This is a genomic window from Enterococcus alishanensis (assembly GCF_019218635.1).
In the GTDB taxonomy this organism is placed as follows: domain Bacteria; phylum Bacillota; class Bacilli; order Lactobacillales; family Enterococcaceae; genus Enterococcus_A; species Enterococcus_A alishanensis.
Window position 1 is genome coordinate 631,316 of sequence record NZ_JAHUZB010000002.1, and the last position, 22,681, is coordinate 653,996.

Genomic DNA, 22,681 nt, shown 5'->3' on the forward strand with positions numbered 1-22,681 from the left:
TCAAAAAAGCTTGAAAAATTTAGCGACTCTAGTAGTTCAAACTAGGTCGCTACAAAATTCAAGCTTTTTTTTATACGTCTATAATACGCATCTGCTTTTCCTTAGTTTCAAATTTTTGCGGGATAAACAAGACTTTCAAGTTTTGACTTTCATGTTTAAGTAATAAAGAGATGCCCTCAGTTTTTTGTTTTACTTCTTGAATAGAAATGCCTGGAATAGCTTGTTTCAATTCATTCAATGGAAATTTTTCGATTGATTGTCTTGGTACAAAAAATTGCAGTACTGGTAAAAAATTTTTTAATTGTAAATCTGTAATTTTAACATCTAAATAGTCTTCAATATAATACCGATAAGCGCTTACTCCCTGATCAATTGTGAGTTCTGGATAAAGTACTTTAAAGTTCATCATTTGTTTGTTCTCGTTATCAATCCAAGGAAAATAGGCCAGTGCATTCAAACTCCCCTTCATTCTAGTAACAGAATAATCATCCTTTAAATAATCATAGGTTCTTGTTACGAAAAAAGTCGCTTTCTTCTTTTCGATTGGTTGAAATAAATCATTTTGATACTGCACCGTTTGAACGGTTGACTGTTCAAAGGCAAATTCAATAAAGGGTTGTTCTAACACTCCTACCCCATTGGTATAAGAAAGTTGCGCAATACCCAGCTGGTTACGAAACATCTTTTGATAATGGAGATTGCTGACTTCAGCCCAATGTAATGGATTTTTAAAAATTTCGATAAAAATACCTTTACCTAATTTTTCGGCTCGATCAACTTGCTGTATTTCTAAGAGTAATTGTTGCGGAAAAAATTGTTGATATGCTGGTCCAAAGAAAACGCGCCAACAGGAAGTTAAACAAAAGCCTTTATAAAAAACATCGTATCCTGAAAATTGATTACAGTCGATAATTATTTCTCCATCAATTGTCTTCATTTTTGGTAATTTATCAATTTCTTCACTCGCTTGAAAAGCTTGTCGTTTTTGCAGATCACTGACATTATGATATAGAAATTCATCATAAGACCGCATATAGCCAAACACGCCATAATCCTTTACCCGCCCTTTTAAGTAATCAAAATAGATTAACTCCCAATATTTAAAGACTTGATGATCTATTAACGTTTTTTCAACTAAACTATGACCTAAAATATGCAACGTCGTCTCATGTGGTCCTTTTATTAATCGTATCCGACAATCTTCTTTATCATGTAGCAAATCAATCATTTGATGTAAAGCCATTAAATCAAAAGGCTGTCTTACGCCATCAACGACCATTTCAACAGGTTCCAGCAATAAGCGAGACATGATTACCCAATCTCTGACAAATTCTTGGATTTTACCATCTTCTAAATGATCTAGGTGGTTTACACAATACAATAATTCCGTCTTTTCCATTGCTGATCCCTCCTTTTACTACTTATAGTATAGCGTAATTTATTAAAAGTTCCTAAAAAAGTAATGCTCATTTTTTTGGTAGTTGTTTTTTTAAATAAACGTGCTAAACTAATATTGAAATTATGGAGGTGAAATCATGGGCTTAAAATTTGAAAGAACCAATGATTTAGATAAACTTTTTGAAAATTTTGCTGTTGACCCTGAAAAAAAAGTACAGAGCAATAAAGATGTCGAAAAATTTTTAAAACCAGAAGACAAAGATAAAAAAAAAAATAAAAAAAAGTAAGTCAGTTCGACTTACTTTAGTAGAAGACTGGCTAAATGTCAGTCTTTTTATTTTAGATAGCTTTCAATTGCCGTCCAAGCAGCCTCTTTTCCTTCTTTTGTTTCAGAAGAAAAAATAATGAAATCATCATTTCCATCAAAATCTAATTTTTTCTTGATACTACTTGTGTGCTTATTCCATTTTCCCCGAGGAATCTTATCGGCCTTTGTAGCAACAACGATCACTGGAATATTATAATATTTTAAAAATTGGTACATCTGAATATCTTCGACACTAGGGTCATGACGCATATCCACTAAAGAGACAACTGCCCGCAATTGTTCCCGACTGGTAATATACGTTTCAATCATTTTCCCCCATTTTGCTCGCTCCGTTTTTGAAACCTTCGCATAACCATAACCAGGAACATCTACAAAATATAAACTATCTTCAATTAGGTAAAAATTCAATGTTTGAGTTTTGCCAGGTTTGCTGGAAGTTCGCGCCAAGTTTTTTCGATTAATCAGTGTATTGATAAATGAAGATTTGCCTACATTTGAACGTCCCGCTAAAGCAATTTCTGGTAGTTGACTTTCAGGATACTGCTTGGGAGCAACGGCACTGATAACAATTTCTGCATTATGAACTTTCATCATTTTCTCCTTTATACAATGGTATAAATTTCATTTTAACATGGATATTTTCAAAAAAATAGCGTGGCTGGATATAAAATATCTGCCACGCTGTTTTTTTTAACCTGCTTTTTTATTATCGCTATGATATTCAACGATTGGTTTTCCGTTTCCTTCAACAGCATCTTTAGTGATAATCACTTTTTTGATGTTTTCATCAGAAGGAATATCAAACATAATATCCATCATAATGTCTTCAATGATTGAACGTAATCCCCGTGCCCCAGTATTTCGTGCAATGGCCTTATCTGCGATTGCATCCAAGGCTAAAGGTTCAAATTCTAACTCTGTGTCATCGTAAGACAATAGTTTTTGATATTGTTTCACTAAAGCATTTTTTGGTTCCGTTAAAATTCTGACCAAATCTTCAGTCGTTAATTTTTCTAATGCCGTTGTCACAGGCAAACGACCAATAAATTCGGGAATTAAACCAAATTTTAATAAATCTTCAGGAATAATTTGCTGCATCATGCTAGCATTTTCATCTAATTTTTTATTGTTGCTACCAAAGCCGATTGTTTTTTCACCTAAACGATTTTTAACAATTGCTTCGATACCATCAAAAGCACCACCAACAATAAATAAAATATTGGTTGTGTCAATTTGAATAAATTCTTGATGAGGATGTTTGCGCCCGCCTTGTGGTGGTACACTAGCAACCGTACCTTCTAAGATTTTTAATAAGGCTTGTTGTACACCTTCACCAGAAACATCTCTAGTGATAGAGACATTTTCACTTTTACGTGTAATTTTATCAATTTCGTCGATATAGATGATGCCTTTTTCAGCTCGTTCAACATTATAGTCAGCCGATTGTAATAACTTAAGCAAGATATTTTCTACGTCTTCACCAACATAACCAGCTTCAGTCAAACTTGTGGCATCAGCAATCGCAAACGGTACATTTAATGAACGTGCCAACGTTTGTGCCAAGAAAGTTTTACCAGAACCAGTTGGTCCAATCAGACAAATATTACTTTTTTGTAATTCAACTTCGTCTTTATTCTCAGTATCCGTATTTACTCTTTTATAGTGATTATATACAGCAACTGATAATGCCCGTTTTGCGCGATCTTGTCCAATTACATATTGATTTAAAATGTCCAATAATTCTTTGGGTTTTGGAACATCAATAAATTCACGAAGCGCTTCTTCATGAAATTCTTCATCAATAATTTCTTTACAAAGATCAATACATTCATTACAAATATAAACGCCAGGACCTGCGACAATTTTTTTTACTTCTTCTTGGGTTTTTCCGCAAAAAGAACAGCGGACCGTTTCACCCGAGTCAGTACTTTCATACATGGCCTTCACCTCTTGATTCGATTACTACAAATAATCTTTGCAGTCTTTCACTATCATAACATAAAGGTGCTAAAAGACAATCATTGCTGATTCTATTTACTCTTTTATTAAGAAAAAAATCAAAAGATTATTATTTTAGTAGAATATTTTTTTCGATCCGTTAAAGCTCACTTTTATTCAGAAAAAACTACTTTCAATTTAATCTTAAAATTAATATTTCATAATTCTTTTTCTAATAGATAACGATTGTTTGATTCTCCTATTAAGTGAAATCCACAAGACAATAAAACATTTCTTGAAGCTATATTTGATGGATCAATTTCAGCTGTAATTCGTTTTGCATTCTTTAAACGTAAAATTTTTTCTATCAAACAAAGAATCATTTTTTTACCGTAGCCTTTTCCTAAAAAAGCAGGATCTCCAATCAAATAATCAATACCATAAGTTCCATCTAAACAGATGTCCGCAAAATCTTCACCATGACTATCACTAGCTTTGTAATATAGGCAAAATCCAAAAGGTTGATTATCCCAAAAAACAATCAAGTGAGTAAGCCAATTAAACTGCTCTTCTCTTTGCCTAAGTTCCATTAACCAATCGTCAATCGATACATTTAGTTCTGGTATTTCATACCATTTTTTCACGTGTTCGTAATTTAACCACTCTTCTATCATTACTAAATCTTCATTTTCAACTAATTTAAAAGATATCATTTTTATTTTAAACTCCTTTTTCTGCAAAAAAACCAACTTAGAATTGTTAATACCGCAAACAAGAATGTAAAACTTAAAAAAGGCTGATTAATTGCTTTTGATCCGGTAATCAAAGCAATCAACTTTAGGAAATAAGGTGCCGACGATCCCCCTAAATTACATCCGACTAATGCAACTGACATACAGAGTGTCTCTGAACCTGATCGACAAACTTCTGAAACCAAATGAAACATTAAAGAAATCAATAGTGGATATGCCGCACCTGCTAAAACTGCACCAACAGTAATAACCATTAAACTATTGGCACTATAGACTAAAAAATGAGCCATGGTCATCATAATTAAACCAAGTGACGCTGTGAAGTAACGAATTGAGATAAAAATACGACCAAAAAAAACACCTAAAATCATTCCCGCTACAGTCATCAATGTCTGTACCCGACTCGCATCAACCATATTCCCAAAGTTAAAACTAGTGACAATACCCGAAATGCGAATAATAATAGCCGTTTGAGCACCTACAATAACAACTAAAAAAACAGCAATCAAAATCACGTAAAAATTGACTGATTGCTTTCTATTATCAATTTCAACATCTGAATCTTTTTTCTTATTATCAGGATAGGAAAACATAAATAGTAACAAAATCGGCAAAGCCAATAAATAAATTAAAAAGACACTTTGCCAATTGAATAAAATTAATTGACCAGCCAAAAAAGTTAAAATGGCTTGCCCACCACTTTCAAATGCGCTACGTAGCCCCATTAGATAGGCACTTTCTTTTCCTTTGAAGTTGATTGAGATTAGACTGACAGCTAAAGAATTAATCAGACCAAGACCCACACCTAAAATAATTCGCGAAAGGAAAACGGCAGAGAAATCATTTAGAAAAAAAGGTAACACTCCCGCCACTAAAACTAGACTTAGTCCCAAAATGACAGTCACTTTTTCACCAATTTTGTTGGAAATAAAACTGCTTAGTAAGACCATAATCATCACTGAAAAAGATGGTACAGTAGTCATCAGTTCAATTGATGAAGCAGAGATATGATCAAAATAACCTTCAATCGCGGGGATCGCTGGGGAAATGGATAAAGACGAAACCAGTATCAGAGAAACTGATAGGATTCCTATTTTCAGTAAAAAGTTTTTCTTTGTTACCATCTACACAACCAACTTCCATTTTAAACTTTTTATATTTCAATTATAACCAAAAAAAGGCAGCCAAAGCCACCTAACTTTTTAAAAACCATATCTTACCGCTAAGATTCGTAAAACTGCTAGCCACAGTATCACTAAAATACTACCAATAACAATCAAAATTTTATTTTGGGCTACATTTATCGTTCCTTCTTTTGTTGAAAAAAGTGGAATAAATACAAAACTTATCGGAATAAAATAGCGCCCCTGTACCCCTTGAATAGCTTTTTTAGTATCTACTGGGTTCCAGATTTGATATAAAGCAAAGAAAGTTAAGAGTGTAAACAAAATTAACGCTACTCCTAGAACAAGCTTTTTAGGCCATCTAAAAAATATTGCTTTTTGATTAGGTAAGAAGGCTGAAACTATCAATAAACTATAATACAGGATTGCCCAATGCCAACCAATAGGTGTGTTCAACCACCCAAAATTACCCATGTAGGATAGTAAAATATAATTACCTTTATTTCCGAAAATAAAATTTTTGATTAAATTGTTAAAGAAAATACCTGGATTACTTAAAAAATGACGTAATTGTAGATTAGGATTAGCAAAATCCCGATAAAGAATCTGTTGATCCACCATCAAAGAATTCCATAAAAGATAAAGCCCTATAGATAAGGCAAGAATAACACTTCCCCAAACAACTTTACGGCGGATATTCATATCTTTGTTAGGTATTAAAAAGAATAACAAACCTAATACTATATTCGTTGGTTTCATAGTGACAGCAATAATTAATAGTAGACCTGCTATCATGATTTTTTTTGATGAAAGCCTATTAGACGATTCTTCTATTTCTTCTGTCAATTGCTTTTTGGCTGCCAATCTTAAAACATAAGCTGAAAATAAAAGCGCAACGCCATTTGTTAAACCATCTCCTGAAGTGGATGCAGCAAGAAAAATAGCCAATGGATTTAATCCAATTATTGCCGCTGCCCATTTAGAAAAAGGAAACAGACTAATTGCAATTGCTATCAAGACAATATAGCATACTAAATTAAATGCCCTTGCCAAATAATATTGCGCTAAAGGAGAAGTGTTAAGTACTTTTCCAAAAAGAATCCCCAATGTTTGAGGAATGAAATTAATAATCGAATAATTTGTTATACCACCTGTTGGTAAAAAAACTTTACCTGAGGAAGGATAATTGTCTTCCTCAGCTTTCTGGTAATCAAATTTATTTTCCGGATAATTTCCTACCGTGAAAGATAGTTTAACAATTTTTTCTACTCCTTTTGAGGCATAAAAACCAAATTCATTCCACGACTTGGCATTTTCATTCTCAACATTATTTTTATTATAAATTACTGGAACCACTTCGCCTCGGGAAAGCGCATCAGCTTTTAAATAATGGCCCAATTCATCTGGTGCCTGTAAAGGAGGAATGAATTTCACAAAAGAACCTCCGAAAATGATTGAGAAAAGAATGAATACGAAAACAGCTATATGAACATTTTTTATTTTCTTTGCGATTTGTCCTAACATAATTAATCGCTCCTTTAGAATCTTTAAATAATAAAAAGATTATACTAGTTTTTATAACACCAACAAATGAAAAACCACCAGCTGAAAACTGATGGTTTACTATTTTTTAATTACCGTACCAACCGATACCTTCATAATTCCAGCCATTTGAAACTAAGTGGTCACGTTCATTTGTATCTAATGTATAATGATGGGCTCCTGCTTTGGCGTTTTTATTATACAGACGATGTAAAGCAGTTTCTCCACCAGAGCGCCAAGAAATCCCTTCATCTTTCCATCCTTGAGCAACTAAATTGTCACGTTCAGCCGCAGACTTTGTATAATGATGATCTCCAGCGTTAGCATTATACAAACGGTACACATTCTCACCTTCATTCGGTGCATTCCAGCCGCGGCCTTCATAATTCCAGCCAGCTAGAATTAAGGAGTTTCTTTCTGCGCCGTTTGAAGTATAGAAATGTTCACCACTGTTAGTATTATACATTCTATACATTGCTGTTGTGCCTTCAGGGCTCTCAAGATCAAGAGGCATACTGTAATCACCAATATAATCTGCAGAAATGTCGAATCTACCGGAAACGTTGGGGAAACCTAATTGAGAAGACCATTGCCATGCACCATATTGCGTATAATAATTTGTTGTAGTCAGAGTGTAAGGATACGCAGCTACCCAAATATTTTTCTCACCAATACTTTGACCATTCACACGTCCAGAAGTTAGCCAGTATAAGCCAATATAATGTTTGGTATTGTTAAAGCCTAACTGTTTTAAGCGGTTAGCAAAAGCAATTGAATTGGCCGTATGGTCTCCTTTACCGGCAATATTGGGTTCTTCCATATCATTAATCATTACAGTGCTCTTATCTAAACCTAATTCATTTGCAAATTGCGCATAATAATCTGCTTCTGCGGCAGCAGCAGCATCACTTGTGAACCAGCTATAGTGGTAAGTTGATACAAGTAAACCAGCTGCTTTGGCATTATCAATCTGTGATTTTGCATATGGATTACGATAAGAAGTCGCTTCAGTTAACTTGACAGTTACGCCTGTTACACCGTAAGCCATCATAGAACGATATTGATCCACTGAAATTGTTCCATTATGTGAAGAAACATCAATAAAACTTTTTGATGGTGTATTATTATCAGTCGCAGCAACCGATGGTAAAGTTGCTCGAGTCGTAGCTGAAAGAACTTGTGGAAGCAAATCAGATCGTCCGCTTGGCGCCATGTAAAGACTGCCATCTTCACCAATCAATGAAGCTGGGTTTACTGATTCTTGATTATCTTGATCCTGTTCAGCTGATGCTGTAACAGAATTATTTTCTTCAGATGTACTTACTTCTTCAGCCAAAGCTGGTGAAGCAATGTTTAAAGCCATCATTGACATTAAACTTAAACCTATCCATTTTTTTTTCATTATAATCTCCTTTGGTAAACATTTTAACCTAGTCTCAGTTTACCAAAAAAGACTAATGATATGAACAAAACTATTTATCTTTATTTTTACAATTTGGTTACATCACTATTTATAACAAAAAAAATCAAAATCCAATGAAGTATCTGGATTTTGATTTTTTTAGTTAACTTACTCGAACCATAATAATATCGCCTTCGATTTTCACTGAATCCTCTTCAGGAAAGACCCCCATATCATTAAAGTCAGGTAAAATTTCTTGATATTCTTCCTCTGAAACTCTTTTAATTGGCGTTCCTGTGATATCAAAGAAGTTTGCTACGCGATGACTCACACCAACGGGACTGTTCACATCCCAATTATAAAAACTATGACCTAATACATCTCCCATCATTAATCCTCTAGAGATAGGAAATTGTTTTTGTCCAAAAATTGCTAGTTTGTAATCTAAATAACTCCCTTTGATATCTAGAGTATTAATTTTACTTCTAAGTTGTTGATTAAACCTTGACGCTTCAGTATAAATGATATTTTCTTGATTCGCCAAATAAGCCGATTGCTTCATTTGCTTAAATGAAATTATGACAATGATAATTGCTACTATAGTTTTTACATATTTTAAATTCAGTTTATTATAAATATAAAAATAGACATAGCCAACAGCCAATGGATAATATGGTACTAGAGATCGGATAGGGCCAATTGATCCAAAGATAAAGATACTTGAATGAATGGCGAAATATAATGAACTTAACAATAAGAATAACCAGATCCGATTTTTCTTAGCAAAAAATAAAGCTAAGTAAGATACGATTACAACTAAGACCATTAGCTTACCAAAATAAATTGATTGCGCACCACTGTAAAGAGAATAAGTATTATTAATAATACTTGAAAAAATTTCTGAAACTGGCAATTTCCCCCATAAAATAACTGACTCTACATAAGGATTTTTTTGAGTGCCTAATAAAAATAAAGTAAGATTATACATCAGTTGATTCATAATAAATATGACTAAAAAAGACCCTATATATGACGCAATTAATAATAAACCGTCTTTTAGAGAAATTCTTTTTTCAGAACTATCCACTATTGCGATAATCATAATAATTGTAACAACTACAAACGTAATCCAATTAGATGGATACACTGAAAAAGCACACACACCTAGAATAATATTAATTGCCAAAAATAGTTTCTTTTTCTCTGACATAAATAAGTAGAAAAAATAAACAGATAATATGACACATAGATTTGATAAAGCTACTTCAAAACTTTGCAAAATAAAATTATACTGTTCCAATAAAATAGCCGATGAAACAAATGTTGCGGGAATAATCCAACTTCCTTTTTGACGGCTTTGATATATGCGATCCAAGATGTAAGAAAATAAAATTGACATAAGTCCCAATATTAAATAAGTTAAAATATTAATTAAAAACACATTAATCGTATAACCTGAAATAAAACGTTTCAAAAAATAAAGTCCGTATCGACCCATTTCTGCCCATTGTATGAACCCATTCATAGGTGCCAACAACATAAACTCTTCCGTATCAATTGAAAAATTATAATAAAATATTTTCGCTCCAAAAGACACCAATATCACTAAGTATGTAAGTAAAATTAGCGCTTTATTGTTTTTCCCAAAAGCTTTTAAACGACCCAACTCACTTAGTATCATTTGTTTCCCCCTTAATTATCAATCTGTTCCCTTACATAAAAACAAACAAGTAGTGCATAATAACTGCTCACACTACTTGCTTATTTTTCTTTTAATTAAGAATTATTTTTCAACAGCAGATTCTGTTACTAATTCAACTGCTTTTTTAATTTTAATATCATGTTCTAACATATCTTCAGTTAAAACATTGCGGATTTGATCTTCAGGCATTTGGTACATTTCAGCTAAAGATTTAATTTCTTCATCAAGTTCGCTTTGTTCAACTGTGAAGTTTTCGGCAGCAACAATAGCTTCCATTACTAAGTTTGTTTTCACACGGTTTTCAGCTTCTGCTTCAAATTGTGTGTGTAAATCTGCTTCAGTTGAACCAGTTAGTTGATAATACATTTCTGGAGAAATACCTTGACGTTGCATGTTGTTAAGAAACTCGTCCATTGAACGGTGAACTTCATCGTGAACCATCACGTATGGCAATTCAACGATTTCAGCATTTTCGACAGCTGCTTTAATGGCAGCTTCTTCTTTTGCTTCTTTCGCAGCAGCAGCTTTTTGTTCTGTTAATTCTTCACGATATTTTGTTTTTAATTCGTCTAATGAATTAACTTCTTCATCAACGTCTTTAGCAAAATCATCATCTAGTTCAGGTAATTCTTTTCCTTTTACTTCATGAACAGTTACTTTGAAGACTGCTTCTTTACCAGCTAAGTCTTCTGATTGATAATCTTCTGGGAAAGTAACAGTTACGTCTAGGCTATCATCAGCTTTGTGACCTACTAATTGTTCTTCAAAGCCTGGGATAAATGAACCAGAACCTAATTCAAGACTATAGTTTTCACCTTTTCCGCCATCAAACGCTTCTTCACCAACAAAACCTTCAAAGTCAATGACTACAGTGTCGCCATTTTCAGCAGCGGCATCTTCTTTAATCACTAATTCAGCTTGTGCTTCTTGTTCACGTTTGATACGTGCGTCCACATCATCTTCTGTTACTTCTGTTTCTTGTTTTGGTACTTCTAAGCTTTTGTATTCGCCAAGTTTTACTTCAGGTTTGACAGTTACAGTCGCTTTAATTACCCAATCTTGTCCTTTTTCCATGCTATCCACATCGATATTAGGTTGTGAAACTGGTTCAACACCAGACTCTTTGATTGCTGCTTCATAAGCTACAGGTAAAATATCATTTAACGCATCTTCATAAAGTGCTTCTTCACCATACATTTGGTTGAACATTTGACGAGAAACTTTTCCTTTACGGAAGCCCGGTACGTTTAGATTTTTTTTGACTTTATTAAAAGCATTTGTTAATCCTTTTTCAATTTCTGGTCTCGCGATTGAAAAAGTTACTACACCTTCATTGGTGCCAGTTTTTTCGAAATTTACAGTCACTTGATTTCCCTCCGAATATTAAAATTTGCATACTTGTTAAGTTTACACTACTGAATAAAAATTGTAAATATAAAGCTTAGTTCTCAACTCTTTAACTCTGATAAAAGCTTTGCCATTTTTTTAATTTTTCTCGTATTTTTTTGATTTCTGAGTCATCATTTTTATCTGACGATAAATAGCTGTTTACCCATTCGGCAGTGTCTGAATAAAACACCTGTAAAGGATAAAGTAATGCTTGCTCCACATAAACTTCCTCAATTAAATTTTGTAGCAGGTATGGATCTTGATGCTCCAATTTCTCAGCTAAGCTCGCAATAATATCATTCATTAACTGATCTCTCAGATCAGTACCAATTGTTTTTGGATTTAATTCTATTATTTGATCATTCAAATCGAGATAATCAAAGACTTGATCAACTTCATTTTTCGACAATTCTTCGAATAAATAATTTCTAGCCAACAAAGTAACTTTATCCTCAGATAAAATTTGTTTGCCTAGTTCGATTAAATCAGCCAAAGATAAGTTCTCGCTTTTCTTTATTGTTTCTATTTGAACAAGTACCGGAGCCTTTAATTCTTCCAGCAATTCATCCAAGCTGTATAGTTGATCATCAGTACATTCTTCTGGAAACATTTGAGCTTGCTCATCTATTACATAAGAAAAGTCATTGACTTGCTCTTTAGTAATCAATTGCTGCTTATATCCCTGCCAGACCCAAGCTCGGGCTTTTTCAAATTGATAATTTAATAGTAACAACTGTAAAAAATACTCAAAGCGCTGATAATCAATCAAATAATTATCTAACATTTCCTCTGCATATTGGATGGCAAGTTCAATATTACCTTTTTGAGATGAAATCGTCGATAACATAAAATTTACTAACGGATCTTTATTTATTTTATAAGCCTTTTCAAAAGATGAGAATGCTTGATTCATATCACTATTTTCTAAAGCCAAGTGTCCAGCTTTACAATAAAATTCAAAATTTTTAGGAAATTGTATTTCTGACAACCTACCCTCTCCTTTCATTAATATAAATTCCGAATGATTAAAACTTTTTCAATTGGCCCCTTGGCATTCATTTTTTCAGCTTTTTCTACTAACGAGTGTCCCGTAAAAACTTCATGATTTAAAGGATCTTCTATCTCAAAAATTTTTGTTTCTTCTATACTTAAAGCATTTGGTGAAATTTCTTGTATGCTATCCCAGCCAGTATCTAAAAAAATTTTTGTTTCATCATTTATGCCATCTTTATTTTCTAATTCCGCCAAAAATTTTTTTAGCTCTCCAATGGTTAAATTTTCAATTTCCATGACAACCTCCTATTGATTGATTCATTTTATTTTAACTGATTCCATCGAATAATTGGAGATTTTTCTCTTAAATTTAGTTAATACCTGACATAATTTGGAAAGTTCTTTCACAATCTCATCTATACCAATTAAAAAATAATCAAAATAAGTATTTGACACTTTTATGATTATAGTTTATATTTATCAATGTTTCCGGCAGCAATGAATTAAATCTTTATTAGATAGACCAATAAGATAGCGCCAGGCCTTTACAAGGTGACGAGGAAGAAGCTTATCGAAAGATTCGGCGGATGGCTTCAGGGTTGCTAAGCTCTACAAAATGCGATAAAAACTTTTTAACAGGAAAAGAACAAAGACGCATTTAATTAGCTCGGAAACATATATTGTGATGAAAGTAGGAAAAACATTATGTGTGGAATCGTAGGAATCGTAGGAAATAACAACGCAACTAAAATTTTAGAAAACGGCTTAGAAAAATTAGAATATCGTGGCTATGACTCGGCAGGCATTTTCGTCGCTGATGAGGCAAACGATTATTTAGTAAAATCTCGCGGACGTATTGCTGATTTAGAAGCAAAAATTGGAGAAGACGTTCAAGGTAATATCGGAATTGGGCATACTCGCTGGGCAACACATGGTGAACCAACAGAGTTAAATGCCCATCCTCATACTTCTCAGAGTGGACGTTTTGTCTTGGTTCACAATGGTGTAATTGAAAATTATGATGATTTAAAAGCAAATTTTTTAGCTGAAGACACTTTTTATGGAGAAACAGATACTGAAATTGCTGTTCATCTAGTGGAATACTTTGTTGAACAAGGATTAACTACAAAAGCAGCCTTCCAAAAAGCCTTAAAAGAAATTCATGGTTCCTATGCTTTTGGTTTAGTCGATAAAAATGACCGGGAAACAATATATGTCGCAAAAAATAAAAGTCCTTTACTAATCGGTTTAGCAGATGGTTTTAATGTGGTATGTTCCGATGCAATGGCAATGTTAGAACAGACCAATCAGTTTTTAGAAATCAACGATGGTGAAATGGTCATTGTAACCAAAGATGCTGTATCAATTGAAGATTACGCAGGCAATCAAATTGCACGGGAACCTTATACTGCAAAAATCGATTTAGCAGATATGGAAAAAGGAACTTACCCTTATTACATGTTAAAAGAAATTGATGAACAACCTGCAACAATGCGTCGAATGATTGGTGAATATACTGATGAAAATGGTCAAGTCGTGGTAGAACAAGATTTATTAGATAGTCTACTAGCAAGTGACCGGATTTATATTGTTGCGGCTGGTACAAGTAACAACGCCGGTCATGCCAGCAAACAAGTCATTGAACAATTAACTCGTATCCCGGTAGAAGTTCATTTATCTAGCGAGTTTGGCTACAATATGCCACTACTTTCAGAACGACCTTTCTTCATTTACTTAACACAAAGTGGTGAAACTGCTGATAGTCGTCAAGTTTTAGTTAAAACAAATGAATTAGGTTATCCTTCTCTAACAGTGACCAATGTTCCTGGCTCAACTTTATCACGTGAAGCTGATTACACGATGCTTTTACACGCAGGACCTGAAATTGCTGTTGCTTCAACTAAAGCGTATACCGCTCAAATCGCAGCATTAACTATCTTATCTAAAGCGTTAGGTGAAGCAAAAGAAATTGCTGAAGCACAAGATTTTGATTTGGTGCAAGAATTAGGAATTGCAGCCAATGGTATGGATGTTATGATTTCTGAAAAAGCTATGATTCAAGAAATCGCAGCTGATTACTTAGCTACGACGCGCAATGCTTTTTATATTGGTCGCGCTGAGGATTATTATGTTTCGATGGAAGTTGCTTTAAAACTAAAAGAAATTTCTTATATCCAAGCAGAAGGATTTGCAGCCGGTGAATTAAAACATGGGACAATTGCCTTAGTTGAAGAAGGAACACCGGTTATGGGAATTATTACTGATCCGATAACTGCTCCACATACGCGTGGCAATCTGCGAGAAGTTGAAAGTCGCGGTGCGCACACCTTAGTTATTGTCTCTGAGGAATTAAGTAAATCAGGTGATCAAATTATTTTGCCAGTGGTTCACCCATTATTACGTCCGCTAGTATCAGTTATTCCTGGACAATTAATTGCTTATTACGCAACCTTAGAACGAGGACTTGATGTTGACAAGCCTCGAAACCTTGCTAAGTCAGTAACAGTTGAATAAAATTACAAGCAGCCGACAAAATAAAATGTCGGCTGCTTTTTAAATGTCAGTTAGTATTTGAATTTCTTGACTTAATTTTGCCCAATGATTAGTGGGTCCGTGACCATGTCCAACAAGTATTTGCTGTTCAATTGCGCCATGAATAAAAGCTTTACCAATTTTTATTGCTTCCATTAAATCAGTTCCCTTAGCTAATTCTGCAGCAACACAAGCTGAAAATGTATCTCCCGTACCGTGTGTTCTGATCGTATCAATTCGTGGACTAGTTAGCCAAAACGATTGTCCATCAGCTAATAAGATATAATCAGCCGCTTCATTATTTTGACTATGACCGCCTTTAATAATAATGTTTTGAGCACCGATTTTTTGAATCTTTCTAGCAGCCTGTTTTATTTCTCGATTGGTCACAATTTTTTGTCCAATCATTACCTCAGCTTCTGGTAAATTTGGGGTAACTACTGTGGCAATCGGAATTAAATTTTCTATGATAGTTCCTACCGCTTCGTCTGTAAGTAATGGATGACCTCCTTTAGCAATCATCACAGGATCAACAATTAACGGACCAAAATCTACTTTTTTTAATTGCTTTACTACAGTTAACACTCTTTCTGTATCTCCCAGCATACCTGTTTTCGCTGCGGCTATCTTGAAATCAGCAGCCAAAGATTGAAATTGTTCTTCGATAAATACACTAGGAATCAACATACTATCTTGAACACCATAAGTATTTTGTGCTGTTAACGCAACAATAATGGACATACCAAATGTCTTTCTTGCTTGAAAGGTTTTCAAATCTGCCTGAATACCGGCACCGCCACCTGAATCTGACCCAGCAATCGTTACTACTTGAGGGGTACTATTTTCCATTTACCTGCTCCTTATTATCTTTAAATTTATTTTTCAATGCTAAAACTTTCGCTTCAATATTTGGACTTTGCATAATTTCACTGACAATGGCTACACCATTAATTTTTGAACCTGACAATTCTTCTAAATTATTTTCTTTTATCCCTCCGATTGCTACAACAGGAAGCTGTGTGCATCCAGTGATCTCTTTTAAAGTATTGATTGCAACCAATGAGGTGTCCTTTGTTTCTGTTGGAAAAATTGCTCCAACACCAAAATAATCAGCACCCGCATCCTCAGCTTCGTTAGCAGCTTCCAAGCTCTTAACAGAGACACCTAAAATTTTATCTCCAATCAATTGCCGACAAATTTCTACGGGCATTTCATCATCGCCAATATGTAAACCCGCCGCATCAACGGCCAAGCAAATATCTAGGTGATCATTTATGATTAATGGAATTTTGTAGTGGTCAGTAATTTGCTTTACTTTAAGGGCACGCTGATAAAAATCACGCGTGCTTAATTCTTTTTCTCTTAACTGCAGCAAAGTAACCCCACTTTTGCACGCTTGCTCGATTATTCTGAAAAAATTTTTTTCTGTTAAACCAGACGAATCGGTTACTAAATATATGGAGTAATCTATCATTTGAATACCTCTCCTTTCGCTTTTTCCAACCATTTACTATCTTCAAATAATAAAGAAAGTTGATTCAATGTTCCTTGACGAAAATTTGCTAGTCCTTTTGTCTTTAGTTTAGCAACTTCTCCAGCAAGATTAAAATAAGTAATTGCCGTTACACTTGCTTTTACAGGTGATAGCCCTTCTCCTAATAATGCACAACATAAAGCTCCAACAATATCGCCAGTTCCAGTAAAACAGTCCAATTCAGCTACACCGTTACTCAATAGAAAACAAGTTCCATTTTGGCATACTAAGTCTTTTTCACCAGTAGCAAAGAAAACTATTTCAGGGTATTTATCCGTCAATTTTATCATCCCATTTTGCAGTTCCTTTAGACTTTCTAACGTTTGTTCGCTTACATTTACATCAACCCCTCTTGCTTCGGAGCCTAATTCACACAAACTACGCATTTCTGAAATATTTCCTTTAACAACTGTCGGTTGATTTTTTAATAATCTTTTCGTGATTTCAATTCTTAATGGACTAGCAGCCGCCCCCACCAAATCAACAACAATCGGTACATCAATTTCATGAGCATATTCAGCTGCTAATATTATGTTTTGCTCACGAGTTGGTGAAATATGTCCTAGATTTAACAATAAGCCATCACTAACGTTTAAAAACGATTTAAATTCTCGTGGATCATCTGCCATAATCGGTTTTGCGCCAACATATAATAATGCGTTAGCCACCGACTCACAAGTAACCTCATTGGTGATGCATTGAATTAATGGTGCTGATGTTAAAGGAAAAGCTGATTCGACAAATTTTGTAACTTTCAAATTAAATTCCTCCTTTTTTTATTATTATTTAAAAAAACTCTCTTTGCAGTTGATAAAGGCAAAGAGAGTTTTACAAAAAAATCCCAATCAAAAAATGATTGGGATTGGTTTTGCTATCATTGACATTTCCCTGCACCAGTACTAACTGTCTCAGGTTCAATGGGTATTATCTCAGCCTAGGGCACCCCAAATGTTTCTATTCAATTGTAAAAAATTCTAACATAGCCTTATAAAAATAACTAGTATTTTTTAATCTAAGCCTATTTCCGCACGAACAACTGCCGCAATTTTTTCAACATAATACTCAACTTTTTCAGTCGTTGGCGCTTCTGCCATGATTCTTAATAAAGGTTCAGTACCAGAAGGACGCACTAAAATACGTCCATCTCCATTCATCTCAGCCTCTGTTTCATCGATGACTGTTTTGATTGCTGGAACGTCCATCGCACCGTATTTATCCTTCACTCGAATATTTACTAGTTTTTGCGGATAAATCGTAACTTCATCAGCCAATTCAGATAATTTTTTATCAGACTGTTTCATGATATTCAACAATTGGATCCCTGTTAACATACCATCACCTGTTGTGTTGTAATCTAGAAATAAGACATGGCCTGATTGCTCTCCACCTAGGTTGTAATCATTTTTACGCATTTCTTCAACTACATAGCGATCGCCAACATCAGTAATCACATCTTTCAAACCTAAAGCCTCGATAGATTTATGGAAACCAAGATTGCTCATAACAGTTGTTACTACAGTATCTTTTTTCAAGCGTTTTCTTTCGGATAAGTATTTGGCACAAATATACATGATTTGATCGCCATCAATAACCCGACCTTTTTCATCCACTGCAATTACTCGATCGCCATCTCCATCAAAAGCTAGACCGACATCAGCTTCTTTTTCTAAAACGAATTCAGCTAATTTTTCTGGATGAGTTGAGCCAACACCATCATTAATATTTAATCCGTTTGGTGAAGTACCCATAGTATAAAAATCAGTTTCTAAATCAGCGAACAAACGGTTAACACTAGTTGAAGTTGCGCCATTTGCAGCATCAATACAAACTGTGATACCTGATAAATCATTTGGTACCGTTTGGACCAAAAATTGAGAATATTTTAATAAACCTTCATGGAATTCATCTAATGTTCCCAAGCCTTCTGCAGAAGGGCGTGGTAATAAATCTTCCTTTGCATCTAGGAGTGCTTCAATTTCAGCCTCCTGATCATCGACTAATTTAAAACCGTCTCCCCCAAAGAATTTAATACCATTGTCTTCGGCAGGATTATGAGAAGCCGAGATCATGACACCAGCTGATGCCTTTTGTGTTCTTGTTAAGTAAGCCACACCTGGAGTAGAAATAACACCTAATTGAAATACTTCAATTCCTACAGATAGTAAACCTGATATTAAAGCCATCTCTAATAATTGACCAGAAATTCTAGTATCTCTACCAACTAAAACTCTCGGTCTGCCTTCTCTTTCTTCATGCTGACTCAAAACGTACCCACCGCAACGTCCTAATTTAAAAGCTAACTCTGGCGTTAGCTCCTTATTAGCGATACCGCGTACCCCATCTGTTCCAAAATATTTTCCCATAATAACCTAAATTCCTCTCTTTTCAATTTGATGATTGGACCGTTTGAGATTGACTCGTTTCGGTACCAGTTTGGTTGCCTGAATCAGATGATTCTGGCTGCTGCTGATTTGGATCTTCATTTTGAACACTGGAAGAGCTCCCCGCGTTCTCTTCTGTATTATCACTAGATTCCGTATTTCGATTTATCGTAATTTGAACACTGACGCTTTTAGGTGAAACACTAAAGCCATCAGTTGGAATATCAACCATTTTCGTTGTATCGTGATCTAAACCATCAATGTTTATTGGCACACCAATTCTAGTCACATTTTCGACTGAGGATTCAGCACCAGTAATGTTGGCCGTCGACCGAGTTAATTGAATATTATAACCATCAATGCCATCTGGTCGCGTACCTTCCTCAATCGGATATAAATCAACTGATTTAGTTATTTGTGCCATATCATATGTGACGCTAACCGTTTGAGGATTTGATTCAATGGGTAAAACTTCACCATTTACATTCAAGGCTTGTACCTGCGCTTCTACTTTATCTCCATCATTTGTTAATTGGCTACCATCAACAGAAGCGACAACACGATCAATCTCTTTCATTGTATCTCGTCCGCTAGTAATTTCAACTTTTCCAGGATCAATCGTTAATTGGTCAACAGTCAGATCAGTTCCCGTTGAATTTGCATTTAAAGAAGGTGTAATTGAAAACTCTTTGGTTTGTCTTCTTTCAATTGTCGCTGAAATAGTTGTTGGATCAATCGTTGCCGTAACAGCGGTTGGTAAGTTTTTAGTCTTTAAACGTACCTCATGCGTTCCCGAACGATAACTTTCTAAGTCTGCTTCAATTGTAAAATCTCTAGTGTCTGCATCAACTTCTTTATTCAGTTGAATACGATTAGCAGAAGTCAATTTTACAGTTACAGTACTGGTATAACCATGAACAAAATACTGATCGTCATCATAAACCAAATTTACTGGTACATTTTGAATCACTTCTTCATATGTATCATCTGAAGAAAAAAAGCGATTAACATTTGAGCTATTCACATTAAAGAAAAGGACTAAGCTAAAGGCTAATGAAATTAATAATATAGGTAAATTTTCTTTTTTAAATTTCAACCGCATTATTTACCTCCTCTCGAAAAACCATCGATAAAGGATTGCAATAAGGTTTTCTTGTCTTTTTCAGCTACTGGAATTAGTTCTCGTTTTAATATTGTTAAATATTCTTCTTGAGACAAATCATGTAATAAATCATTATTTAAGGTAATACTGACTCCGCCTGTTTCTTCAGAAACGATAAAAGTAACCGCATCACTTACTTCACTAATACCGACTGCTGCACGATGTCGGGTCCCAAACTCTTTTGGAATCAGCATACTATCAGACAAGGGTAAATAAGCTGATGCTGCCGCAATTTTTCCGTTCTTAATAATTACAGCACCGTCATGCAATGGTGTATTTGGAATAAAAATATTGATTAGTAATTCACCAGAAATATCGGCATCAAGATCTATTCCCGTTTCAATATAATCATCTAAACCAGTGTTTCTTTGGATAGTTACCAGTGCGCCGATTTTTCTTTTTGACATGTACTGAATTGCTTTATCAAAAGCTATGATCATTCTTTCATCGTCGCGTGCTTCTTTTTTACTTGTTTTAAAAAGTGTCGTCCGACCTAGATGTTCTAACCCCCGTCGAACTTCTGGTTGGAAAATCACGATGGCAGCTATTACACCGTAAGTAATCACATGATTCATCAGCCAAGACAATGTGTGTAAGCCGATTAATTCTGCTACGATCCAGATTCCGATAAATACAGCGACACCTTTAATTAATTGATCTGCTTTTGTTCCGCGAACCAATTGGAACAATTTATATATTAAAAACCATACAACAAGAATGTCCAGTAGGTTTACAAAGATGTTCCAAGTAGAAAGGTTTTCAGAAAAGAAGCTTGTCCAATAATCGGCTGTAAATAATTCAACTAAACTATTTGGCATAAGGAACCTCTCTTTCTATTCAATTTCTTTACAAGTATAACATAGCAAGTAGAATCTTGTAGTGTTTTAAACGCTATCATACTGCCTTTGAGAAAAAAATAATTATTATGGTAAAATAAATTTTTCGTAAGTTTTTAGTACAAAGTTATAGGTTTTTGACGGTATTTTCTGTACACTATGGAGGAAGGAGGGAATATAAATGGATATTTCTGTTATCAAAGGTGAACTAGTCAACGACTTTAATGGAATCAAGATTGGTTCTGATCAAGCACCAAAAAGAATTGTAGAATTTATGAATTTACGTTGTCCCTACTGTAAAAAATGGTTTGATGAATCCAGAGAATTGTTAGATGCAGCGGTAAAAGAAGGAAAAGTCCAACGTATTATTAAATTATTGGATAAAGACAAAGAAAGTTTGCAACGGGGAAACGTGATGCATGAATATATCAAAAATGCACCGGTTGCTCTAGAGCAAATTAGCCAAGCATACGCTACTCAAAATACTTGGGGTGAACTTTCTTTGGAAGGTGTTGCAGCTTTTGCTGAGAACACTTTAAAACTAGAGCAACAACCAAATGAAGGAACTCAAAGAGAGATTCGTAATGAGGCTGAACAAGCAAACATCAAATTTGTACCGACTATTTTAGTTGAAGACAAGATTTTTGATGAATCAGTTAGTGAAGCTGAATTACGCGACTATTTAAATCTATAAAAAAATTCAGCTATACAATAAAATGTATAGCTGAATTTTTAGCTTATTTTAGTTCTTAATTCTTCTGCAAACTCATTGATTTTTCGAATGCGATGATTGATCCCAGACTTAGATATTGATCCTGAAGGAATCATCTCACCTAATTCCTTTAAACTAACTTCTGGATGTAACAATCTTAACTCTGCGATTTCTTGTAATTTTTCTGGTAAAGCCTGCAAACCAATCGTATTTTCGATAAATTGGATATTGCCAATTTGCTTTGAAGCGGCGTCAATGGTTTTATTCATATTAGCCGTTTCACAATTAACTAAACGATTCACTGAATTTCTCATATCTCGCACAATTCGGATATCTTCAAATTTCAACATAGAATTAGTTGCGCCAATCAGTGTTAAAAAATCAGCAATTTTTTCGGCACCTTTTAAATAAGTAATATACCCATTTCTTCGTGCCAAAGTTCGGGCATTAAGGTCAAAACGATTCAATAAATCACAAATATCTTGATTATGCTCTTCATAAATTGATGAAATCTCCAAATGATAGCGACTGGTTTCCGGATTATTAACGGATCCAGAAGCCAAAAACGCCCCACGTAAATAAGCGCGAATTTTTTCATTCGTATCAATAATTTCCTTAGCGATATGAGCCTGAAACATATAACCATCCATAATATTCAGATCAGCCAAAATATTTTGTGTGCCATGTTTTAAGCGAACAATATAAACGTTATTCTTTTTTAACTTCATTTTTCGCCGAACCAAAAGCTCACTTTTAACATTGTAGTGATCCTTTAATAAAGTATATATTCGGCGCGCAATCGCAGCATTTTCTGTCTGAATGTTTAATACAAATTGATGATTATTTAAACTTAGCGAACCATTCATTCGAATTAATGCGGCCAATTCAGCTTGTGCAACCTCTTTTTGAACGGCTAAGCCCGTCAATTCTTTTTTTACTTCTGCTGCAAATGACAT

The 22,681-nt window shown here is 34.4% G+C and carries 21 protein-coding genes and 1 riboswitch; of the genes, 3 read left to right on the plus strand and 18 right to left on the minus strand.

The annotated features are described in order from the left end of the window. Nucleotides 1–70 precede the first annotated feature (70 nt). On the minus strand, nucleotides 71–1,399 hold the full coding sequence (locus KUA55_RS06635; RefSeq protein ID WP_218325393.1) for a hypothetical protein: 1,329 nt from the start codon (nucleotides 1,397–1,399) through the stop codon (nucleotides 71–73). A gap of 136 nt (nucleotides 1,400–1,535) precedes the next feature. On the opposite strand from KUA55_RS06635, the gene KUA55_RS06640 reads away from it, so the two are divergent. Continuing rightward, nucleotides 1,536–1,685 carry an SPJ_0845 family protein gene (locus KUA55_RS06640; protein WP_218325394.1) on the plus strand — a complete coding sequence of 50 codons (150 nt, stop codon included), beginning with the start codon at nucleotides 1,536–1,538 and terminating at the stop codon, nucleotides 1,683–1,685. A gap of 47 nt (nucleotides 1,686–1,732) precedes the next feature. On the opposite strand, the gene yihA is transcribed toward KUA55_RS06640, so the two are convergent. The 10 genes from yihA to KUA55_RS06690 form a co-directional block, all read right to left on the minus strand. Continuing rightward, complete coding sequence (yihA, locus tag KUA55_RS06645; protein ID WP_218325395.1) at nucleotides 1,733–2,317, minus strand: ribosome biogenesis GTP-binding protein YihA/YsxC; 585 nt, start codon at nucleotides 2,315–2,317, stop codon at nucleotides 1,733–1,735. Between the two features lie 99 nt (nucleotides 2,318–2,416). Then, nucleotides 2,417–3,664, minus strand: a complete 1,248-nt coding sequence (gene clpX, locus KUA55_RS06650) for an ATP-dependent Clp protease ATP-binding subunit ClpX (protein ID WP_218325396.1) — start codon at nucleotides 3,662–3,664, stop codon at nucleotides 2,417–2,419. Nucleotides 3,665–3,882: 218 nt separating this feature from the next. Continuing rightward, nucleotides 3,883–4,377: a GNAT family N-acetyltransferase gene (locus KUA55_RS06655; RefSeq protein ID WP_218325397.1), complete on the minus strand. Its 495-nt coding sequence runs from the start codon at nucleotides 4,375–4,377 to the stop codon at nucleotides 3,883–3,885. 2 nt (nucleotides 4,378–4,379) lie between these two features. After that, nucleotides 4,380–5,540 (minus strand): MFS transporter, encoded by a 1,161-nt coding sequence (locus tag KUA55_RS06660; RefSeq protein ID WP_218325398.1) that lies wholly within the window; start codon nucleotides 5,538–5,540, stop codon nucleotides 4,380–4,382. 78 nt (nucleotides 5,541–5,618) lie between these two features. Then, on the minus strand, nucleotides 5,619–7,064 hold the full coding sequence (locus KUA55_RS06665; protein ID WP_218325399.1) for a DUF2142 domain-containing protein: 1,446 nt from the start codon (nucleotides 7,062–7,064) through the stop codon (nucleotides 5,619–5,621). Between the two features lie 106 nt (nucleotides 7,065–7,170). Next, nucleotides 7,171–8,484 (minus strand): GH25 family lysozyme, encoded by a 1,314-nt coding sequence (locus KUA55_RS06670; protein ID WP_218325400.1) that lies wholly within the window; start codon nucleotides 8,482–8,484, stop codon nucleotides 7,171–7,173. 163 nt (nucleotides 8,485–8,647) lie between these two features. Then, nucleotides 8,648–10,165, minus strand: a complete 1,518-nt coding sequence (locus KUA55_RS06675) for a glucosyltransferase domain-containing protein (RefSeq protein WP_218325401.1) — start codon at nucleotides 10,163–10,165, stop codon at nucleotides 8,648–8,650. 102 nt (nucleotides 10,166–10,267) lie between these two features. Then, a complete protein-coding gene (gene tig, locus KUA55_RS06680; RefSeq protein ID WP_218325402.1) occupies nucleotides 10,268–11,551 on the minus strand; it encodes a trigger factor in 1,284 nt (427 codons plus the stop codon). 91 nt (nucleotides 11,552–11,642) lie between these two features. Further along, nucleotides 11,643–12,563 carry a tetratricopeptide repeat protein gene (locus KUA55_RS06685; protein ID WP_218325403.1) on the minus strand — a complete coding sequence of 307 codons (921 nt, stop codon included), beginning with the start codon at nucleotides 12,561–12,563 and terminating at the stop codon, nucleotides 11,643–11,645. A 17-nt stretch (nucleotides 12,564–12,580) separates the two neighbouring features. Continuing rightward, nucleotides 12,581–12,865, minus strand: a complete 285-nt coding sequence (locus KUA55_RS06690; RefSeq protein WP_218325404.1) for a hypothetical protein — start codon at nucleotides 12,863–12,865, stop codon at nucleotides 12,581–12,583. Nucleotides 12,866–13,273: 408 nt separating this feature from the next. On the opposite strand from KUA55_RS06690, the gene glmS reads away from it, so the two are divergent. After that, nucleotides 13,274–15,082 carry a glutamine--fructose-6-phosphate transaminase (isomerizing) gene (gene glmS, locus KUA55_RS06695; RefSeq protein WP_218325405.1) on the plus strand — a complete coding sequence of 603 codons (1,809 nt, stop codon included), beginning with the start codon at nucleotides 13,274–13,276 and terminating at the stop codon, nucleotides 15,080–15,082. 39 nt (nucleotides 15,083–15,121) lie between these two features. Here the strand turns inward: glmS and thiD are convergent, their stop codons facing one another. The 6 genes from thiD to cdaA all read right to left on the minus strand — a co-directional run bounded on the left by thiD (nucleotide 15,122) and on the right by cdaA (nucleotide 20,995). Next, nucleotides 15,122–15,949, minus strand: a complete 828-nt coding sequence (gene thiD, locus KUA55_RS06700) for a bifunctional hydroxymethylpyrimidine kinase/phosphomethylpyrimidine kinase (RefSeq protein WP_218325406.1) — start codon at nucleotides 15,947–15,949, stop codon at nucleotides 15,122–15,124. Beyond that, complete coding sequence (gene thiE, locus KUA55_RS06705) at nucleotides 15,939–16,607, minus strand: thiamine phosphate synthase (protein WP_246601409.1); 669 nt, start codon at nucleotides 16,605–16,607, stop codon at nucleotides 15,939–15,941. The genes thiD and thiE overlap by 11 nt, the downstream gene beginning before the upstream one ends. Next, nucleotides 16,571–17,392, minus strand: coding sequence for a hydroxyethylthiazole kinase (thiM, locus tag KUA55_RS06710; protein ID WP_218325407.1), 822 nt, complete (start codon nucleotides 17,390–17,392; stop codon nucleotides 16,571–16,573). Before thiM ends, thiE begins: the two co-directional genes overlap by 37 nt. 110 nt (nucleotides 17,393–17,502) lie before the next feature. Further along, nucleotides 17,503–17,591, minus strand: a riboswitch (TPP riboswitch). A 50-nt stretch (nucleotides 17,592–17,641) separates the two neighbouring features. Continuing rightward, the gene (gene glmM, locus KUA55_RS06715) at nucleotides 17,642–18,997 is read right to left on the minus strand and encodes a phosphoglucosamine mutase (protein ID WP_218325408.1); all 1,356 of its coding nucleotides are present in this window, start codon (nucleotides 18,995–18,997) and stop codon (nucleotides 17,642–17,644) included. A 22-nt stretch (nucleotides 18,998–19,019) separates the two neighbouring features. Further along, nucleotides 19,020–20,117 (minus strand): CdaR family protein, encoded by a 1,098-nt coding sequence (locus tag KUA55_RS06720; RefSeq protein ID WP_218325409.1) that lies wholly within the window; start codon nucleotides 20,115–20,117, stop codon nucleotides 19,020–19,022. After that, nucleotides 20,117–20,995: a diadenylate cyclase CdaA gene (gene cdaA, locus KUA55_RS06725; protein ID WP_218325410.1), complete on the minus strand. Its 879-nt coding sequence runs from the start codon at nucleotides 20,993–20,995 to the stop codon at nucleotides 20,117–20,119. Before cdaA ends, KUA55_RS06720 begins: the two co-directional genes overlap by 1 nt. A gap of 199 nt (nucleotides 20,996–21,194) precedes the next feature. Here cdaA and KUA55_RS06730 point away from each other — a divergent pair, with 199 nt between their 5' ends. Next, nucleotides 21,195–21,707, plus strand: coding sequence for a thioredoxin domain-containing protein (locus KUA55_RS06730; RefSeq protein ID WP_218325411.1), 513 nt, complete (start codon nucleotides 21,195–21,197; stop codon nucleotides 21,705–21,707). Between the two features lie 38 nt (nucleotides 21,708–21,745). On the opposite strand, the gene whiA is transcribed toward KUA55_RS06730, so the two are convergent. After that, nucleotides 21,746–22,681, minus strand: coding sequence for a DNA-binding protein WhiA (gene whiA / locus KUA55_RS06735; RefSeq protein ID WP_218325412.1), 936 nt, complete (start codon nucleotides 22,679–22,681; stop codon nucleotides 21,746–21,748).

Excerpts from the sequence above, each read along its gene's own strand:
- KUA55_RS06635 (WP_218325393.1), bottom strand. The coding sequence starts at position 1,399 with ATGGAAAAGACGGAATTATTGTATTGTGTAAACCACCTAGATCATTTA.
- KUA55_RS06640 (WP_218325394.1), top strand. The coding sequence starts at position 1,536 with ATGGGCTTAAAATTTGAAAGAACCAATGATTTAGATAAACTTTTTGAA.
- yihA (WP_218325395.1), bottom strand. The coding sequence starts at position 2,317 with ATGAAAGTTCATAATGCAGAAATTGTTATCAGTGCCGTTGCTCCCAAG.
- clpX (WP_218325396.1), bottom strand. The coding sequence starts at position 3,664 with ATGTATGAAAGTACTGACTCGGGTGAAACGGTCCGCTGTTCTTTTTGC.
- KUA55_RS06655 (WP_218325397.1), bottom strand. The coding sequence starts at position 4,377 with ATGATATCTTTTAAATTAGTTGAAAATGAAGATTTAGTAATGATAGAA.
- KUA55_RS06660 (WP_218325398.1), bottom strand. The coding sequence starts at position 5,540 with ATGGTAACAAAGAAAAACTTTTTACTGAAAATAGGAATCCTATCAGTT.
- KUA55_RS06665 (WP_218325399.1), bottom strand. The coding sequence starts at position 7,064 with ATGTTAGGACAAATCGCAAAGAAAATAAAAAATGTTCATATAGCTGTT.
- KUA55_RS06670 (WP_218325400.1), bottom strand. The coding sequence starts at position 8,484 with ATGAAAAAAAAATGGATAGGTTTAAGTTTAATGTCAATGATGGCTTTA.
- KUA55_RS06675 (WP_218325401.1), bottom strand. The coding sequence starts at position 10,165 with ATGATACTAAGTGAGTTGGGTCGTTTAAAAGCTTTTGGGAAAAACAAT.
- KUA55_RS06690 (WP_218325404.1), bottom strand. The coding sequence starts at position 12,865 with ATGGAAATTGAAAATTTAACCATTGGAGAGCTAAAAAAATTTTTGGCG.
- glmS (WP_218325405.1), top strand. The coding sequence starts at position 13,274 with ATGTGTGGAATCGTAGGAATCGTAGGAAATAACAACGCAACTAAAATT.
- thiD (WP_218325406.1), bottom strand. The coding sequence starts at position 15,949 with ATGGAAAATAGTACCCCTCAAGTAGTAACGATTGCTGGGTCAGATTCA.
- thiE (WP_246601409.1), bottom strand. The coding sequence starts at position 16,607 with ATGGTTGGAAAAAGCGAAAGGAGAGGTATTCAAATGATAGATTACTCC.
- glmM (WP_218325408.1), bottom strand. The coding sequence starts at position 18,997 with ATGGGAAAATATTTTGGAACAGATGGGGTACGCGGTATCGCTAATAAG.
- KUA55_RS06720 (WP_218325409.1), bottom strand. The coding sequence starts at position 20,117 with ATGCGGTTGAAATTTAAAAAAGAAAATTTACCTATATTATTAATTTCA.
- cdaA (WP_218325410.1), bottom strand. The coding sequence starts at position 20,995 with ATGCCAAATAGTTTAGTTGAATTATTTACAGCCGATTATTGGACAAGC.
- KUA55_RS06730 (WP_218325411.1), top strand. The coding sequence starts at position 21,195 with ATGGATATTTCTGTTATCAAAGGTGAACTAGTCAACGACTTTAATGGA.
- whiA (WP_218325412.1), bottom strand. The coding sequence starts at position 22,681 with ATGTCATTTGCAGCAGAAGTAAAAAAAGAATTGACGGGCTTAGCCGTT.